Annotated in this window: 12 protein-coding genes; 8 read left to right on the plus strand and 4 right to left on the minus strand. The window is 72.8% G+C overall.

Annotated features, from left to right (window positions below; all coding sequences use genetic code 11):
• Positions 1–28: 28 nt before the first annotated feature.
• Positions 29–265, minus strand: coding sequence for a hypothetical protein (locus ACP4J0_RS22025; RefSeq protein ID WP_426600375.1), 237 nt, complete (start codon positions 263–265; stop codon positions 29–31).
• Between the two features lie 175 nt (positions 266–440).
• Between ACP4J0_RS22025 and ACP4J0_RS22030 the strand changes: the two genes are divergently transcribed.
• Complete coding sequence (locus ACP4J0_RS22030; RefSeq protein WP_426600376.1) at positions 441–2,363, plus strand: BTAD domain-containing putative transcriptional regulator; 1,923 nt, start codon at positions 441–443, stop codon at positions 2,361–2,363.
• A gap of 99 nt (positions 2,364–2,462) precedes the next feature.
• Here ACP4J0_RS22030 and ACP4J0_RS22035 read toward each other — a convergent pair whose 3' ends face one another.
• The gene (locus tag ACP4J0_RS22035) at positions 2,463–2,708 is read right to left on the minus strand and encodes a DUF6269 family protein (RefSeq protein WP_426600377.1); all 246 of its coding nucleotides are present in this window, start codon (positions 2,706–2,708) and stop codon (positions 2,463–2,465) included.
• A 277-nt stretch (positions 2,709–2,985) separates the two neighbouring features.
• On the opposite strand from ACP4J0_RS22035, the gene ACP4J0_RS22040 reads away from it, so the two are divergent.
• Positions 2,986–5,058: an AarF/UbiB family protein gene (locus ACP4J0_RS22040; protein ID WP_426600378.1), complete on the plus strand. Its 2,073-nt coding sequence runs from the start codon at positions 2,986–2,988 to the stop codon at positions 5,056–5,058.
• Positions 5,059–5,077: 19 nt separating this feature from the next.
• Here ACP4J0_RS22040 and ACP4J0_RS22045 read toward each other — a convergent pair whose 3' ends face one another.
• Positions 5,078–6,301 carry a cytochrome P450 family protein gene (locus ACP4J0_RS22045; RefSeq protein ID WP_426600379.1) on the minus strand — a complete coding sequence of 408 codons (1,224 nt, stop codon included), beginning with the start codon at positions 6,299–6,301 and terminating at the stop codon, positions 5,078–5,080.
• A 260-nt stretch (positions 6,302–6,561) separates the two neighbouring features.
• On the opposite strand from ACP4J0_RS22045, the gene ACP4J0_RS22050 reads away from it, so the two are divergent.
• The 3 genes from ACP4J0_RS22050 (at position 6,562) to ACP4J0_RS22060 (ending at position 10,350) form a co-directional block, all read left to right on the plus strand.
• Positions 6,562–7,332 (plus strand): ABC transporter ATP-binding protein, encoded by a 771-nt coding sequence (locus tag ACP4J0_RS22050; RefSeq protein WP_426600380.1) that lies wholly within the window; start codon positions 6,562–6,564, stop codon positions 7,330–7,332.
• Positions 7,332–9,875: an ABC transporter permease gene (locus ACP4J0_RS22055; protein ID WP_426600381.1), complete on the plus strand. Its 2,544-nt coding sequence runs from the start codon at positions 7,332–7,334 to the stop codon at positions 9,873–9,875. The genes ACP4J0_RS22050 and ACP4J0_RS22055 overlap by 1 nt, the downstream gene beginning before the upstream one ends.
• A 217-nt stretch (positions 9,876–10,092) precedes the next feature.
• Positions 10,093–10,350: a LysR family transcriptional regulator gene (locus ACP4J0_RS22060; protein WP_426517904.1), complete on the plus strand. Its 258-nt coding sequence runs from the start codon at positions 10,093–10,095 to the stop codon at positions 10,348–10,350.
• A gap of 55 nt (positions 10,351–10,405) precedes the next feature.
• Here ACP4J0_RS22060 and ACP4J0_RS22065 read toward each other — a convergent pair whose 3' ends face one another.
• Entirely contained in the window at positions 10,406–11,059 is a 654-nt protein-coding gene (locus tag ACP4J0_RS22065; protein ID WP_426600382.1) for a response regulator, read from the minus strand.
• A gap of 179 nt (positions 11,060–11,238) precedes the next feature.
• On the opposite strand from ACP4J0_RS22065, the gene ACP4J0_RS22070 reads away from it, so the two are divergent.
• The 3 genes from ACP4J0_RS22070 to ACP4J0_RS22080 are packed head-to-tail and all read left to right on the plus strand — an operon-like array spanning position 11,239 to position 17,539.
• On the plus strand, positions 11,239–15,324 hold the full coding sequence (locus ACP4J0_RS22070; RefSeq protein ID WP_426600383.1) for a PA14 domain-containing protein: 4,086 nt from the start codon (positions 11,239–11,241) through the stop codon (positions 15,322–15,324).
• Entirely contained in the window at positions 15,321–16,301 is a 981-nt protein-coding gene (locus tag ACP4J0_RS22075; RefSeq protein WP_426600384.1) for a TauD/TfdA family dioxygenase, read from the plus strand. The genes ACP4J0_RS22070 and ACP4J0_RS22075 overlap by 4 nt, the downstream gene beginning before the upstream one ends.
• A complete protein-coding gene (locus ACP4J0_RS22080; RefSeq protein ID WP_426600385.1) occupies positions 16,298–17,539 on the plus strand; it encodes a cytochrome P450 in 1,242 nt (413 codons plus the stop codon). The genes ACP4J0_RS22075 and ACP4J0_RS22080 overlap by 4 nt, the downstream gene beginning before the upstream one ends.
• Positions 17,540–17,565: the final 26 nt, after the last annotated feature.

Raw genomic sequence — 17,565 nt, forward strand, 5'->3', positions numbered from 1 at the left:
TGCCGTCCCGGCACCGTCGGGAGAGAGGTCAGGTCCAGGGGTCGTCCCCGTTGAGGGCGGCCGTCCACGGGTCGTCGCCCAGCGGGGCGGCCGTCCACGGGTCGTCGCCCAGCTGGGCGGCCGTCCACGGGTCGTCGGCGCCGGCGTGGGCGGACATGGAGAGCGGAGCCAGCGCGTGGGCGGTGCCCGCGCCGGCCACCGCCAGCCAGAGGGCAGCGCCCGTCGTTGCGACGAGCCTGGCCGGAGCGGTGCGAATGCCGTGCATGTGCCCTCCCGGGGACGAGCGTTGAGCGGGTGACCCGCGGGCCGGAGAGCCGCGGTGCACAACGAAGGTACGAAGCCGCCTTTCTCCGGCGGTTTCGCATCGCTTTCGCGGGGGCGAAATCGCACCGATGCCGCTACGGAAGCCCCGCCCCCTAGCGTGCTGCGGAGTCCGCCCGGTGACCGCACCGGGCCTGCCGCAGGAGGGCGACATGGACTTCCGGATTCTCGGCTTCGTGTCGGCCGAGCGCGAAGGCCGGCCGATCGCGCTCGGCGGCGGCAAGCAGCGCACCGTGCTGGCCGCCCTGCTGCTGGCCCGGGGCAGGGTGGTCCCGGACGAGCGGCTCACCACGCTGCTGTGGGACTGCGACCCGCCGGCCACCAGCACCAAGCAGCTGTACACCTATGTGTCCCGGCTGCGCACCGGACTGGGCGACACGGTCGTCGTGGAGCGCAGTGGCCAGGGCTACCGCATGGACATCGGTGACGCCTCCTTCGACTGGGCGTCCTTCCGCGAGCTCCGCGAGGCCGGGGCCGCCGATCTGGCGGCGGGCCGGCACGCCGAGGCCGAACGCCGTCTCGCGGCCGCCCTCGCGCTGTGGAACGGGCCCGTGCTGACCGGCGTGACCGAGCGCTTCGCCGCGGCCGAGGGGCCCCGTCTGGAGGAGGCCAGGCTCGCCGTCGTGGAACAGCACGCCGAGGCCGCGCTGGCCCTCGGCCGGCACGCCGAGTCGGTGCCGGGCCTCACCCGCGCGGTGGACCGGTACCCGCTGCGCGAGCGGCTGAGGGGCCAGTTGATGACCGCGCTGTACCGTTGCGGCCGCCAGGCGGACGGGCTGGCGGTCTACGAGGAGGGCCGCCGCCTGCTCGCCGACGACCTCGGCATCGACCCCGGCCCTGACCTGCGCACCCTGCACCAGCGGATACTCACCGCCACCCTGCCGCCCCCATCCGCCGCTCCCGCGCCTCCTGCCCCTCCTGCCCCTCCCGTCTCTCCGGCACCCACGGCGGTCACGGCACCCACGGCGGCCGGCGGCGCCGGGACCGCGGCGCATGCCCCGCCCGCCCCCGCCGCGGGCCCCGCACACGGCGGGGACGCCCGGCCCGTGCCGGCTCAGGTGCCAGCGCCCCCCGGTGACTTCACCGGGCGGCGGGCCGAGGTGGCACAGGTGGCCGGTGCGCTGCTGGGCGGGCGCGACGTGGTGGTGACCGGTGCACCGGGGACCGGGAAGTCCGTGCTCGCGCGCCGGGCCGCCGAGCAGTGCCGTGACGCCTTCCCGGACGGCCACCTCTACGCCGACCTCGGCTCCCCGGCCGCCGTGCGCGGCGGCCCCCGCGAGATCCTCGGCTGGTTCCTGCGTGCCCTGGGCGCCGGCGACCTGCCCGCCGGACTCGACGAACGCGTCCACCTCTACCGCACCGTGTCGGCGGGCCGGCGCATGCTGGTCGTCCTCGACGGCGCGGTGGACGACGTCCAGGTACGCCCGCTGCTCCCCGGCGGCGGAGCCTGCCGCACCGTAGTCACCGGCGTCCGCGCCCCGCTCGCCTCCCTGGAGGGCACCCGCCTGGTGCGGCTCGGGCAGATGTCGCCGGCCGACGCGGTGCGCCTGCTCGCCGCCGTCGCGGGCCGGCCGCGCATCGTCGCCGAGCCCCAGGCCACGGTGCGCCTCGCCGAGCTGTGCGACCGCAACCCGCTGGCGCTGCGCACAGCCGCGGCCCGCCTCGCGGCGCGCCCCCAGTGGTCCGTCGCCCGGTTGGTGACCCGTCTGCAGCCGGAGGAGCGTCGGCTGGCCGAGCTGCGCCTGGGCAGTCTCGACGTGGCGGCAGGCCTCAGCGCCGTACGGGACACGCTGCCCGCCTCCCTCGCCGCGGCGTTCACGGCGCTCGCCGCCTCGGGCGCGGGACGGCTGACCGCCGCCGACGCCGCCCTCGTGCTGGGCACCGGGGCGGACGACGCCGAGGACGCCCTCGGCCAACTGGCCGACGCCGGGCTGCTGGAGGCCGAGGACGCCGGCGGCGAGGACTGGCCGTCCTACCGGCTTCCGCCGCTCGCGCGCCTGCTCGCCCGCCGCTCCCGCGGTCACACGCTCGCCGCGGCCTGACCGCCCCTTCGGCACGCCCCCACACAAGGGGCCGGCGACCGCGCATCCCCGGTGGGCGGTCCGCGGCGCCGGGACGGCCCACCGGGGCCTGCCGTGCCGTCAGCCGCAGCCGCCCGCGTGCCCTTCGTCGAAGGTGTACATCTCCGCGGGGGGCTCGACGGTACGTCGTGCCATCAGCTCGGTGAGCGCGTTGACGTACTCCGCGAGGAGCCGGGCCCTGGGCACCGGACCGTCCTGCGGCGGCTGAAGGCCGACGCCGGCCCACGCCGCCGCACGCTGCTCGATCTCGTTCAGGAACTGCAGCGGATCCTGAACCCCGGCAGCGGATCCGTGATCGTCGCGCATGGCTCCTCCTCTGTGTCGGTCCCGGCCTTCGTGGGCCGTGACGACAGATTCGGAGGAGCCGGTATACGAATTGCCGCACCCTTCTCCGCCCCCGGGTACAGGGGCGTGCAAGCTCGGATACAGATTCCGTACAGACCCGCGGCGCCGGGCAGCCGGCGGCGTGGCCGCGGGCGCGACCGGCGGCTGCGCACCGGGGCTGCATGAAGCTGCCACGGGACCCCGGGGCGGGGCGAGTTCGGCCTAGGGTGACCCGCGACCTACCCCAGGGAGCGGTTTCATGGCATTACTGGCTGAAGGTGAATTCGGCGACGTATCCCTCACTCTCCTCGTCGCCCTGATCGCCACCGTCCTGCTGGCCGTCCTCGCGTTCGGCGTCTCCACGGCGTCGCGCCGGCTTCTCGGGGTCACCGTCGCCCCGCTGCGCGCGCTCGGTGCCGGCCTGGTGGGCGTGGCCAGCCTCTTCGTCTACGGGCAGGTCCCGGGGAGCCGCGACGACGACCTCGGGGCCCTGTCGACCATCCAGATACCGCTGGCGCTGTTCGCGGCGATGGCCACCCTGGTGGCCCTGGAGGTCTTCGTGCCCTACGGCACCTGGGCCCGGCCCCTGCAGGCGGCCCGCGGCCTCGGGGACCGGATGCGCCGTGCCCGCCGCTACGCGCAGATCAGCCGCATCCTCATGCGCAACGGACTGGGCTGGGTACTGCGTGGCCGGGCCGGCTGGGACCGGGCGATGCGGCCCGGGCCGTACGGGGAGCAGTCCGCCCGGTCGGCGCGCCGCGCCGTGGAGGAGTGCGGCGGGGCTCTCATCAAGTTCGGGCAGGTGCTCTCCACCCGGCGCGATCTGCTGCCGCCCCACTTCATCGACGAACTGAGCAGGCTGCAGAGCGATGTGCCCCCGGCACCCTGGCCGGAGGTCGAGGCGGTGCTGCGCAAGGAGCTGGGCAGGCCGGTCGCCGAGGTGTTCGAGAGCATCGAGCACGAGCCGCTGGCCGCCGCCTCCATCGCCCAGGTGCACCGGGCGCGGCTGCGCGGCGGACCCACCGTCGTGGTCAAGATCCAGCGGCCCGGCATCCGCGAAGTGGTGGAGCGGGACCTGGACATCGTCCTCGCGGTCAGCCGCAGTCTGCAGAGCCGGGTGCGTGCCGCGCAGGCCTTCGGTCTGCGCGAGCTGAGCGACGGCTTCGCCGGGTCGGTGCGCGAGGAGCTCGACTTCCGTATCGAGGCGCGCAACGCGGGCGCCATCGCCAAGGCCACCGGAGGCCGCGAGGGTGACGCCCGGGTGCGCATCCCGCACGTCTACTACGAGTACACCTCGGCGCGGGTCCTGGTGCAGGAGTGGCTGGAGGGTGTCACCTTCGACCGGGCGGCGGCGGTCGCCGACGAGTCGGGCCGCGACCGGGAGGCGCTGGCCCGCACCGCCCTGCGCTCGATGCTCCACCAGATCCTGCGGGTGGGCGTCTTCCACGCCGACCCGCACCCGGGCAACATGCTGCTGCTGGAGGACGGGCGGATCGGGCTGATCGACTTCGGCTCGGTGGGGCGCATCGACCCCTCCGCGCAGAGCGCCATCCGTGAGCTCCTGGTCGCCGTGGACCGGGGCGACCCCGCCGGGCTGCACGACGCGCTGCTCACCCTGCTCGGCACCCGCGCGACCGTGCACGAGGAACTGCTGCCCGGTCCGCTGCTGGAGCGGGAGCTGGCCCGGTTCATGGCCCGGCACCTGGGCGTGGACGCGCAGCCCGACACCGAGATGTTCACCGCCCTGTTCCGGATGCTGGCGCAGTTCGGGCTGGCGGTGCCCCCGGAGGTCGCCGCGGTGTTCCGGGCGCTCGCCACCATCGAGGGGACCCTCACCCGGATCGCACCGTCCTTCAACCTTCTGCAGGAGGCACGCGCGTTCGCCGTCGGCATGCTCACCGACCGGTTGAGGCCCGGCGCGTCGAAGGCGTACGGCGGGGCCGGTGATTCCGGTACGACGACGGTGTCGGCCCTGATGCACGGAGCGGCCCAGGAACTGCTGCACGTGCTGCCCATGCTGCGCAGGCTGCCGCGGCGGGCGGAGCGGATCAGCGCCTCACTGGAGGAGGGCCGGCTCGGGGTGCGGATCCGGCTGCTCGCCGACGAGCGGGAGCGGCGGTTCGTCTCCGGACTCATCCACCAGGTGACCGTCAGCCTGATGGCCTGCTGCACCGGGCTGATGGGGGTGATGCTGGTGGTGTTCGGCACCGGCAAGGGACCCCGGGTGACCCGCCAGCTGGAGCTGTACCCGCTGGTCGGCTACCACGTGCTCGCGGTGAGCGCGATCCTCATCCTGCGGGCGCTCTACACGGCGATGCGCCGCCCGGAGTGAGCGGCGCATCGCCCGGGTCTCACGGACGCAGCAGGACCGGCAGGGCCTTCAACGGGCGTACGACCACGTTCTGCTGGTACTCCAGACGGGCGGGGTCGACGGCCAGCCGGGCGTCGGGGAACCGCTCGAAGAGCCGGCGGGCGGCGATCTCGGTGATCACCTTGGCCAGGTGTGCGCCGGAGCAGTAGTGGATGCCGTGCCCGAAGCTGAGGTGCGCCGGCTTGGGCCGGTCCAGGTCCAGTTCGCCGGGGTGGTCCGGGAACTGCCCGGTGTCCCGGTTCGTCGACATCACGCAGATGACGACCACTTCACCGGCCGGGATGGTCACCCCGCCCAGCTCCACCGGCTCCGTCGTCACGCGCTGCAGCGCGTTGCTGATCGGGCCGACGTACCGGATCAGCTCGTCCATCGACTTGCCCCACCGGCCCGGCTCCGACATCAGCCGCTCCCGCTCGGCGGGATGCGTCAGCAGCGCGGCGAGCACCCCGCCGACCAGGCTCGCGGTGGTGTCGTTGCCGCCCGTCATCAGGGCGAACCCGGTGGACAGGATCTCGGTGCTGGTGAGCCGGCGTTCCGGATCGGCGTGGATGAGCGCGGAGAGCAGGTCGTCGCCCCGTTCCCGTTCCTTGCGGGCGATCAGCTCCGACATGTAGGAGGACAGCTCACGGATGTTGCGGTCCAGGGCGCCGGAGCCGTCCGTCGGCGAGTACGTGCGCAGGGCGGCCGACCAGCGCAGGAAGTCCGGCCACCGGTCGGAGGGCACGCCCATCAGCTCGGCGATGGTGATGACCGGCAGGGGATCGGCGTACCCGGCGACCAGGTCGGCGCCGGCACCGGTGGGCAGTGCGTCGAGGAGGCTGTCGGCGATCACCTCCACCCGGGGCCGCAGGGCCTCCGCCCGGCGCGGGGTGAACGCGAAGCTGATCGCCCGGCGCAGCGGTGTGTGCCGTGGCGGCTCCAGGTTCGCGAGGTGGTTGGCCTCCTCGGGCGGCGGGTTCATGGTGCGCCCGGTGCGCTCGGACATCAGCCGGTAGTGAACGTGGATGTCCCGGCTGAGCCGCGGATCGGCGAGCGCGGCCTTCGCGTCCTCGTAGCGGGTCACCACGAAGGCCCGTCCGCCGTCCGGAAAGGCGAGTTCGCGCACCGGGCATTCCCGCCGCACGTATTCGAGCACCGGATAGGGATTCTGGGTGAACTCGTTGGTGAGCATCCAGAACCTGGAGAGGGTCCGCGTGGCTGTCATGTCCGACCTCCGTGCCGCCGAGCCGGGAGTACCCCGTTCGGTCCAGCACGCTAGGCGGGCTCTGCCGTTCGGCGCAGTGCTGGTTTCAAGAGTTCGATCTGCGCTCGGAACAGGGGGTCGGACCGGGAGACCATCTATGCCGTTTGGTGGATGTGGCCCGAGCGGGTCCGCTCGTAGGTTCTTGTCCACGGCCGGGCACGGTGCACAGTGACCCGCTTATGAACCATCCGATCTCAGAACCCTTGTGGGGAGTGTGAGTCATGACCGCGACCATTTCGGCTTCGACGAAGCGACAGGTCGCCGCCCGAGCTGTCGGGGTGACGAAACTGTACGGCGAAGGGGAGGCGCAAGTCGCGGCATTGCGTGGTGTGGACGTCGAATTCACCGCCGGTGAATTCACGGCGATCATGGGGCCGTCCGGCTCCGGGAAATCGACGCTCATGCACACGCTGGCCGGCCTCGACACGCTCACCGAGGGCGAGGTCTACATCGGTGACGCCCGGGTCAGCGACATGTCGGACAAGAAGCTGACGCTGCTGCGGCGCAATCGGATCGGCTTCATCTTCCAGCAGTTCAACCTGCTGCCGACGCTGACGGCCGAGGAGAACATCCTGCTGCCCCTGGCGATCGCCGGCCGCAAGCCGTCGAAGGACTGGTTCGACCGGGTCGTCGACACGGTCGGCCTCGGCCAGCGGCTCGGCCACCGGCCCACCCAGCTGTCCGGCGGCCAGCAGCAGCGCGTGGCCTGCGCCCGCGCCCTGGTCTCCCAGCCGGAGGTCATCTTCGCGGACGAGCCGACCGGCAACCTGGACTCCGCCTCCGGCACCGAGGTGCTGGAGTTCCTGCGGGACTCCGTACGCACTCTCGGCCAGACGATTGTCATGGTCACGCACGACCCGCGGGCCGCGTCCTACGCGGACCGTGTCGTCTTCCTCGCCGACGGCCGGATCGTGGACGAACTGCGCGAGCCCACCGCCGACGCGGTCCTCGACAAGATGCGCAACCTCGACTCCCGGGTGCGGGTGGCGTGATGCTGACCGCGACCCTCAAGAGCCTGCTCTCCCGCAAGCTGCGCCTGGTCCTGTCGGGCCTCGCGATCGTGCTCGCCGTGATGTTCGTGTCCGGCGCCATGGTCATCAAGGACACCCTCAACCGTTCCGTCGACGCGCAGTTCAGCGGCGCGTACGAGGACATCGACCTGTACGTGGAGCGCAAGCCCAAGGTCGAGGCGCAGACCGCCGACGACCCGGCCGTCGTACCGCCGGTGGACCCGGCACTGGTCGAGACGGTCTCCCGTGTCGAAGGCGTCGACCGGGCCGCCGGCCTGGTCCTCGCCGAGGGCGCCCGCGCCATCGGCAAGGACGGCAAGGTCGTCCCCGGCACCGGCGGTCCCCGCTACGGCGGCAGCTGGCGCGGGGAGAGCGATCTGATCAAACTCCGTGAGGGACACGAGCCGCGCACCGACGGCGAGGTCGCCGTCAACGCCGGCCTCGCGGAGGAGGCGGACCTGAAGGTCGGCGACCGGATCGGCGTGCTGACCAACGAGCCGCGGCAGGACTTCACCGTGTCGGGTGTCTTCGGATACTCCGGCGACCGCGATTCCATCGGCGGCGAGCAGACGGTCGTGTTCAGCGAGCCGGTCGCCCAGCGGCTGATGCTCGACGGCGCGGGGGGCTTCTCCGGGGTGCGGGTCGGCCTCGCCGCGGGCGCTTCCGCCGAGACCGTGGCCGCCTCGCTCGGCAAGAAACTGGGCGCCGAATACGAGGTGCTGACGGGGCGTGAGCTCGCGGAGAAGGCGTCCGACAAGTCACGCGGCATTCTCGACATGATGAGCACGGTGCTCCTCGGCTTCGCCGGTGTGGCCGTCCTCGTCGGGGTCTTCCTGATCATCAACACCTTCTCCATCATCGTCGCCCAGCGCCTGCGGGAACTGGCCCTGCTGCGCGCCCTCGGTGCCAGCCGCAAGCAGATGATCGGCTCCGTGCTCCTCGAGTCGTTCGTCGTCGGCCTGGTCTCCTCCGCCCTGGGGCTGGCGGCCGGCATCGGTATCGGGGCGCTCGGCTCCAACCTGCTGGCCGGCTCGACCGACGGCCTGGAGGTGGCCTCGCTCGGCATCCCGGCCAGCGCCGTGGTCACCGCGTTCGCGGTGGGCGTCTTCACCACCATGCTGGCGGCCCTCTTCCCGGCGCTGCGGGCCTCCAAGGTCGCGCCCATCTCGGTGATCAGGGCGTCGGCGGGACCGGAGGGCCGGCACCGCAAGCAGACCTGGACCGGCGGAATCCTCCTCGGCCTCGGTGCACTGCTGCTCGTCGCGGGCTCCCTGTCCTCCGACGGGGCCAACCTCATCCTGCTCGGCCTCCTTCCCGCGTTCATCGGCGTCGTCCTGCTCACCCCGCTGATCAGCCGGCCCGCCGTCCACCTGCTCGGAGCGGTGTTCGCCCGCTCGGTGCCCGGGCGGCTGGGCCGCGGCAACTCCGCCCGCAACCCCCGCCGTACCGCCATCACGGCCTCGGCCATGATGATCGGGGTCGCGCTGGTGACGGCCATCAGCACGGTCGCCGCATCCTCGGAGGACAGCGTCACCCATGACATCCGGCGGGACCTGAAGGCCGACCTGGTGGCCATGGGCGAGGCCGGTTCGGCCAACTCCGCGTCCATCGAGCCGGCCGCCCTGGACCGGATCGCCGAGGTGCCCGGGGTCCGCCACCTCGCCGCCGCGGTGATGGACACCGCCGCCGTCGGCAAGGAGAACCAGCCGGTCGCCGCCTGGCGGGACTGGAACGCCGCGCGCGAGGTGCTCGGCCTGCGGTCCGCCGGCGGGTCCGTCGAGACCCTGGCCGCCGGGACCGTGGTGATGAACACGAGCACGGCCGAGGCGCGCGGACTGAAGGTCGGCGACACCGTCCGCCTCCAGCTCCAGCGCGGCGAGGAGCGCACCTACCGGGTCGGTGGCCTCTTCGCCAACTCCACCCTCATCAACGGCATGGTCGTGCCGTGGGCGGACGCCGAGGCCGGTTTCCGCACCGGTCAGCCCTCGCAGGCCTACTTCCAGCTGGCGGGCGACGCCGACGAGTCCGAGGTGCGGTCGCGCATCGAGACGCTCCTGAAGGACAGCCCCGAGGTGACGGTGCAGACCCGGGAGGACGTCATCGAGGAGTTCAGCGGCGGGTTCGCCATGATGCTCGCGATCGTCCAGGCACTGCTGGGCGTGGCGATGCTCATCGCCATCCTCGGCATCGTCAACACCCTGGCCCTCTCCATCCTGGAACGGACCCGCGAGATGGGCGCGCTGCGCGCCATCGGGCTCAGCCGGGGACAGACGAGGCGCATGATCATGACCGAGTCGGTGGTGATCTCGCTCTTCGGCGCCGTGCTCGGCATCGCGGTCGGCGGAGTGCTCGGCCTCGCCGTCTCCCACGCGATGGAGGACCAGGGCGTCACCCGGCTCTCCCTCCCGTGGGGGCAGATGGCCGCCTACCTGATCGGCGCGGCGGTCGTCGGGGTCATCGCCTCGATCGCCCCGGCCCGGCGCGGCGCGCGGCTCAACGTCCTCGCGGCCGTCAACCACGGCTGACCGCACGGCACCCGTACGAGCCCGGTTTCCCCCTACTGCGGGGGAAACCGGGCTCGATGCTGTCCGTAGCACGTCCCCCGATTGCAGCTTCCTGCACCGTTCATTGCCTCTTCAGACCAAGTCGGCTGACATGGAAGCGCATTTCGACGGAATCCGGCGCCACCGCGCGGAGGCCCGTCGGAGCCGCTTGTGTTCCACCAGACAGACAGGGGGAGTGATGCACGAGCGTGAGTTCCGTGCTTTCGTGTCCGTGGCAGAGATCGGGCGTATGGACCAGGCCGCCAGGGTGCTCGGATATTCACAACCGGCCATCAGTTACCAGATCAAGTGCCTCGAACAGGTACTGGGTATCAAACTCTTCACCCGCGATTCGACCGGCGCGAGACTCACCCGCGAAGGCCGGATGATATTGCCCTCGGCGCGGGCGGTACTCGCATTGATCGACAGTATGAAAGACGTCTGTGCGCCGGCCTGACCCGGCCGGCTCCGGCCCCGGCGGAGGGGGCCGGCGCCGGCCGGATTCCGTACGGTCAGTTCTGGGCCAGGCCGTTGCCCCACACCCAGGCGGCGATGCCCACCCGGTTGCGGGCGTCCAGCTTCCGCTGGATGTTGGCGATGTGCGTCTTGGCCGTACCGGCCGAGATGAACAGCTCCGCGCCGATCTCGGCGTTCGTCAGTCCCTTGGCGACCAGCCGGGCGATCTCCGTCTCCCGCTCCGTCAGCGACTCCAGCGGCCGCGCGGCACCGGGCCGGTTCGCGCCCTGCAGATTCTGCAGCAGGCTCACCGTCAGCGAGGGGCTGATGAGGGTGTCGCCGGCCATCGCCGCCCGTACGGCCTCCACCAGGAGGGTCGGGCCCGAGCGCTTGAGCAGGAACCCGCAGGCACCGTTGTGCAGTGCGGTGTGGACGTACTCGTCCAGCCCGAACGTCGTCACCACCACGACGCGCACCGGGTTCGCGGCCTCGGGGCCGGCCAGCCGCCGGGTCACCTCGAGACCGTCCATGCGGGGCATGCGGATGTCGGCGAGCACCACGTCCGGCTTGAGCCGCTCGGCCAGATCCACCGCCTGCCGTCCGTCCTCCGCCTCCCCGACGACTTCCATGTCCGGCTGGGAGTCCAGGATCAGGCGGAATCCGATGCGTACCGACTCTTGGTCGTCGGCGAGAAGAATACGAATGGTCACGGACAGCACCGTAGTTGGACGGGCCGACGGGCAGCCACCGGAGCGTATTCAAAGATTCTCTGCGGACTGGGGCCCCGATCCGGCCACTGACAGGATCGGGACGGCAGTACCCGAGCGCCGCCGCGCGCCGCCTTCCCCCCTTCTTCTCGCTTCTTCCCTCTTTGGAGCGGTGATTGAGCATGGCTCACACCAAGAGACTCGGATGGACCGCCGCGACCGCGGCGACGGCTCTGTCCTTCACCCTGCTGGGAGCTGTCCCCCCGGCGGCGGCCGAGGCCGCGGCGCGAGGTGACGCCACCCGGGTGCCACTGCTGCCCGCCGATCCCGGATCGCCCAACCGGCCCGCATGGCCGGAGGGCGACTTCGACACGGCCGCCACGCCGTCCGACGGCAGCGGCGCCCGGCCCGCCGCGCTGGCGCCCGCCGACGGTGCCGCCGTCACCGGTGTCCGGCCCTGGCTGTCCGCCGAGCGGCAACGCGGGGCGCGCGCCTACGAGTTCGTCATCGGCAGCGGCGACGGCGCGCGCACCGGGCAGGTGACCTCGTCCGGCTGGATCCGGTCGCCCCGGTGGCAGGTTCCTGCCGGGCTGCTGAAGGACGGTGGCCGCTACCACTGGACGGTACGCACCAAGGACGCCGCCGGCCGCGTCGGCAAGGACGCCGAGGCCCGCACCCTCACCGTTCGCCGGCTGCTCGGCGCACAGGAGGCGGGCGGCCCCGTTCCCGTCGACAGCCTCGGCCCGGTCACCGTCGACCTCGCCACCGGCAACGTCACCACCTCCGTCAACACCGCCCAGGTGCCCACCGGTTCGGGCGACCTCGGCGCCATGTTCAGCTTCGACGCGCAGGGCGCCGCCACCGTCGGCGGACTGACCGGCTCCTATTACGCGGGCGACGACGAGGCCCGTATCGGGGAGGCCGCCGAGCCGGCCGAGGTGCGCACCGACGCCCGCGTCGACTTCCGCTGGGGCGGCGGCGCCCCCTACCCGGATGCCGAGCCCGGCGCCGGGTTCCGGGTGCGCTGGAGCGGACGGCTGTCGGTTCCCGCCGACGGCACGTACCGCCTCGGCGGCACCTACGACGGCGGACTGCGCGTCCTCGTCGACGGAAAGCCGCTTCTGGACGACTGGCAGGGCGACCGGGCCGGTGAGGACGAGCCGGTGTACGGGCGAAACGTCCGGCTGAAGGCCGGAACCGCCCACCGGATCACCGTCGAGTACCGCCGCCCGGAGCAGGGCGGCCAGGTCACCCTGTGGGCCGCCGCCGGCCGCCACGCCGCCCCCGTCCCCGCCTCCTGGCTGCAGCCGTCCGGCGCCGTGCTCCCGCCCGGCTGGACGGTCACCCCCGACGCGACGCCTCCCGCCGCGGCCTCCACCGCCGGCGCGCCCACGACGCCCGGAGCGGCGGCACCGGCCGCCACGAGCGCGGGGCAGGCGCCCGCCGGGGCCACGACCGCAGGGCAGGCGCCCGTTGGGGCCGCGGCCTCCGGGCCCGCCGCCTCCGGGTCTGCCCCCTCCGGCTCCGCCGCCTTCCCCACGCCCGGAGACCGGGCAGAACGGGGCGACCACGTCGGCGAGGACGGCGCCGACACGGTCCCCGCCGCCGTCCCCGAGGGCCAGGCCGCGGCGATCGACGCCGCCGAGGAGGAAGGGCTCACCTTCCGCTACGCGGGCGACGAGGCCTGCGCCGATCACGACGCGCCGGCCGGGTACGTGTGCGCCGTCCGGGTGCCCGGCGCCGGCACCACCCAGCTGCACTACCGCGACGGCAAACTCGTCCGCGTCGTCAACCCCGGTGCGGAGGTGACGGACTTCGGCTACACGGCCGACCACCGGCTCACCACGGTGCGCCCGCCGCTGGTCATGGACTGGATCGCGGCCGGCACCGGCCGCGACACCGCCGCCGCCCAGTACCGCGTCGCCTACCGCGGGGACACCCCCGTCGTCTCCCGTGTCACCGGACCCGCGCCGGACGGCACCGACGCCCGGTCCGCACTCCGGCCGATGCGTTCCTACGCCATCGCGGCACGGGGGACCGAGGTCGAGGTCGCGGGAGTCACCACGCCGCAGGGCTGGGCGCGCCGGGTCACCTTCGACGCCGCCGGCCGGCTCGCGACGGACACCGACGCCACCCGCCGCACCACCCGCTACACCTGGACCGAGGACGGCCGCCCGCGGTCGCGTACCGACCCGGCCGGGCGGACGAGCACGACCGTCTACGACGAGACCGGCATGCCGTCCGGCTCCTACGGCCCCGGACCGCGCGAGTGCTTCGGCGCCGATCTGCGCCTCATCAGCCCGGCCCCCGACGGCTGCGCCCGAGTACCGGCGCAGACCACCCGAGTCGGCGCCACCGGTCTCACCACCGTCCGTGCGGACTCCGACGGCGTTCCGCCGCTGACCACGCAGACCCGCCTCGACGGACTCGGCCTCCCGTCCGCCGTGGTGACCGACCCCGACGGTCTCGCCCTCGCCACCGGCTACACCTACGACGAGGCGTTCCGCCCGGTCGCCGAGACCAGCCCGGCGGGCACCCGGAAGACCTTCACCTACTACGGCAGCGCGGAGAGCGCGGACAACCCCTGCACGGAGGAGAACGACCCCGCGCCGCAGCGCGGACTGCCCAAGTCCATCGCACTGCCCGCCGGCGCCGACGGCGCCGCCCGCGTCGAGAGGTTCGTCTTCGGTGCTCGCGGCCTGCCCGTCGCGGTCAACTTCGGCGGCCCCGAATGGACCTGCGTCGAGTACGACGAGCGCGGTGTCATCAGCAGGATGTCCATGCCGGGCAACGCCAACCTGCCCGCCTGGAGCGTGGCCTACGACAACAGCCACCGCGGCGACCCGCTGACGCTGCGGGCCACCCAGCACGACCACACCATGACCCGCACCGTCGACCTGCTCGGCCGCACCGTCGACTACACGGACGGCCAGGGCACCCGCACCCGGACCGCCTACGACCGGGCCGGCCGCGTCGTGCTCGAAACGGTGACCCCGCCGTCCGCGGGCGACGCGCCCCAGGTCACGAAGTTCCGTCGTGACGCCGCCGGCCGCGTCGGCACCGTCGTCCTGGACGGCAGGCGGCTGGCCTCCGCCGCGTACGACGCCGCGGGCGAGCTGAAGGGCGTGCGCTACGCCAACGGCACCCGGCTCGCCGTGGAGCGCGACGCCGCCGGACGGATCACCGCCAAGAACTGGACGCTCGCCGACGGCACCGGCAGGAACACCGGCGTGACCCGGTCCCGGTCCGGCACCGTCGTGGACGAGACCGTCGCGGGCGCCGACGGCCGCCCCGGCGGCCCCGACTTCGTCTACGACACGGCCGGGCGGCTGGTGCGCGCCTGGACCACGGGACACGAGTACGTCCGCGACTTCACCTCCCGGGCGGCCGACGACTGCCCGAGCGGCACCCGGCCGGACGCCGGCGCCAACGGCAACGTCGTCCGCCTCACCGACCGCACCGCCCGCGGCACGACGGTCACCGGTTACTGCTACGACGACGCCGACCGGCTGCTCGCCACCACCGGCGACCACGCCGTCACCGGCCCGGACTACGCCCTCAACGGTCACCTCACCGGGTACCGGGCCGACGGCACGCGGGTGACGCAGCGTCCCGACGCCGCGGAGCGCTACCTCGGCGCCCGTGTCACCGGCGCGGGCGCCGGCGACGCCGACGTGACGTACAGCAAGGACATCGCCGACCACGTGATGGCCCGCACCACCACCACGGCACAGGGCACCCAGCACCTGCGCTACGGGCACACCGACATGGCCGAGGCCGCTCCCGACCTGGTGCTCGACGGCGACGGGCGGCTGCTGAACCGGGTCGTCGGCCTGCCCGGCGGAGTGGTGCTGACCGTGGACGCCGGCCGGGACGGCGCCACACCCACGACGTGGAGCCACCCCACGGTCCGCGGTGACGTCTTCCTCGTCACCGGCGACGACGGCCGGCAGCGCGGGGACCTCCACCGTTACAACCTGAACGGCGAGCCCGTGACCGCCGACGGCACCGTCGACCCGCGGCGCGTGCCGGACAACATGCCCGGCGACTTCGACTACGGATGGCTCGGCCGGTACCAGGTGGGCACCGAGCATGCCGGAGCCCTCTACAACGTGGTCCTCGACACCCGCGTGTACAACCCCTCCTTCGGGCGGTTCTCCGCCCCGGTGTCGTCGGGCCCCTTCCTCAACCCCTACGAATACGCGGCCGGCGACCCGGTCAACCACACGAGCATCAACGGCTACAGCCTGGACGTGGAGAAGGAATGATGACGACGCCTTTCACCGACGCCGAGACCGAGCTGGTCGAGCACAACGGCACCCACCTGGTACGGGTGACGCCCCGTTCCGGCGGCGACCACCGTGGCTGGTTCACCGCCAACGCGGAGGCGCTGCGATCGACGATGTACGAGCACGCCGCCGTCATGGTGAAGGGGAGCGGGCTCGCCGAGCAGGCCGAACTGGCCGAGATCGCCGAGGAGATCGGCGGGGGCCCGAGCCTGGAGTACAACGAGCGCTCCACCCCGCGCAGCCGGGTGACCGGCAACGTCTACACCTCGACCGAGTACCCGCAGGAACAGACGATCCCGCAGCACAACGAGAGCGCGTACTCGCAGAACTGGCCCCACAACGTCTTCTTCTTCTGCGCGCGCGCCGCGCAGACCGGCGGGGAGACCCCGGTCGCCGACAGCGCCGCCCTTCTCGACGCGCTCCCCGCCGACCTGGTACGCCGGTTCGAGGACAAGGGCGTGCTCTACACCCGGACCTACCGCACCGGCATGGGCCTGTCCTGGCAGGAGGGCTTCCAGACCGACGACAAGGGCCGGGTCGAGGCGTACTGCGCCGAGCACGGCATCGAGGCCGAGTGGGACGGCGACGTGCTGCGCACCCGCCAGCGGCGGCCCGCCGTCATGGAGCACCCCGTCACCGGGCGCAAGGTCTGGTTCAACCAGGCGCATCTGTTCCACGTCCACGCGCTGCCCGAGGCCGTCCGCGAGGGCCTGCTGGAGATCTGCGGCGAGGACGGTCTGCCCCGCAACGCCTACTACGGCGACGGCACGCCCATCACGGGCGACGAGATCGACACCATCCTCGGCGCCTACCGGGACAAGACCCTGGCCGAGCCGTGGCGTACCGGCGACCTGCTGATGATCGACAACATCCTCACCTCGCACGGCCGCCGTCCCTTCACCGGCGACCGCACGGTGCTGGTGGCCATGACCCAGCGCACGGCGGACGCGGCATGACCACCGCCACCAGGGCCCCGGGCGACGTCGACCTCACGGACATCGACCTCACCGACCCGCGGACCTTCCTGGACCGCCAGAAGGAACTCGTCGGCATCTGGCGGGCGTTCAGGACGCAGGACCCGGTCCACTGGCACCCCGTGCGGGGACGTGCCGTGCCCGGCTTCTGGGTCCTGTCCCGCTACCGGGACGTGATGGAGGTGTACCGGGACAACAAGCGGTTCACCTCCGAGCGGGGCAACGTGCTCGCCACCCTCCTGGAGGGCGGCGACTCGGCCGCCGGCCGCATGCTGGCCGTCACCGACGGACGGCGCCACCGGGAACTGCGCAACGTCCTGCTCAAGGCGTTCGCGCCCCGTGTTCTGGAGCCCGTCGTCGAGGGGGTGCGCCGGCGCGCCGACCGGCTGGTGCGCGAGGCGGTGGCACGCGGCACCTGTGACTTCGCACAGGACGTCGCCGAGCACATCCCGATGGCGACCATCGCCGACCTGCTCGGCGTGCCCACCGCCGACCGGGACTACCTGCTGTCCCTGACCAAGCAGGCCCTCAGTTCCGAGGAGGAGGGCCAGTCGGAGGAGGAGGCGCTGGTCGCCCGCAACGAACTCCTGCTGTACTTCTCCGACCTGGCCGCCGACCGCCGGGACGATCCCCGCGACGACGTGGTCAGCGTGCTCGCCGCGGCCACCGTGGACGGCGAGCCGCTCAACGAGCAGGAGATCATGCTCAACTGCTACAGCGTCATCATCGGCGGCGACGAGACCAGCAGGCTGTCGATGATCTGCGGGATGCACGAGCTGATCGAGCACCCCGAGCAGTGGCGCCGCCTCAAGGAGGGCGAGGTCACCGTGGAGAGCGCGGTGGAGGAGGTGCTGCGCTGGGTCTCCCCGGCCATGCACTTCGGACGCCGTGCCCTGACCGACGTGGAGATCGGCGGCCGGACGATCCGTGCCGGGGACGTCGTCACCCTGTGGAACAGCTCCGCCAACTACGACGAGGACGTCTTCGACCGGCCCGAGGTGTTCGACCTGCGCCGGACACCCAACAAGCACGTCTCGTTCGGGTACGGACCGCACTTCTGCCTCGGGGCCTACCTGGGCAGGGCGGAGATCCACGCGATGCTCAGCGCGCTGCGCACCCATGTCGCGGAGGCGGCCCTGACCTCGCCCGGACGTCCCATCCACTCGAACTTCCTGCACGGGTACAGCAGTCTGCCCGTCTCCCTGCGCGCGGAGCGGTAACCCCCCGGCCGACCGTGCGCACCCCG

Source organism: Streptomyces sp. WG7, assembly GCF_049975785.1.
Taxonomy (GTDB): Bacteria; Actinomycetota; Actinomycetes; order Streptomycetales; family Streptomycetaceae; genus Streptomyces.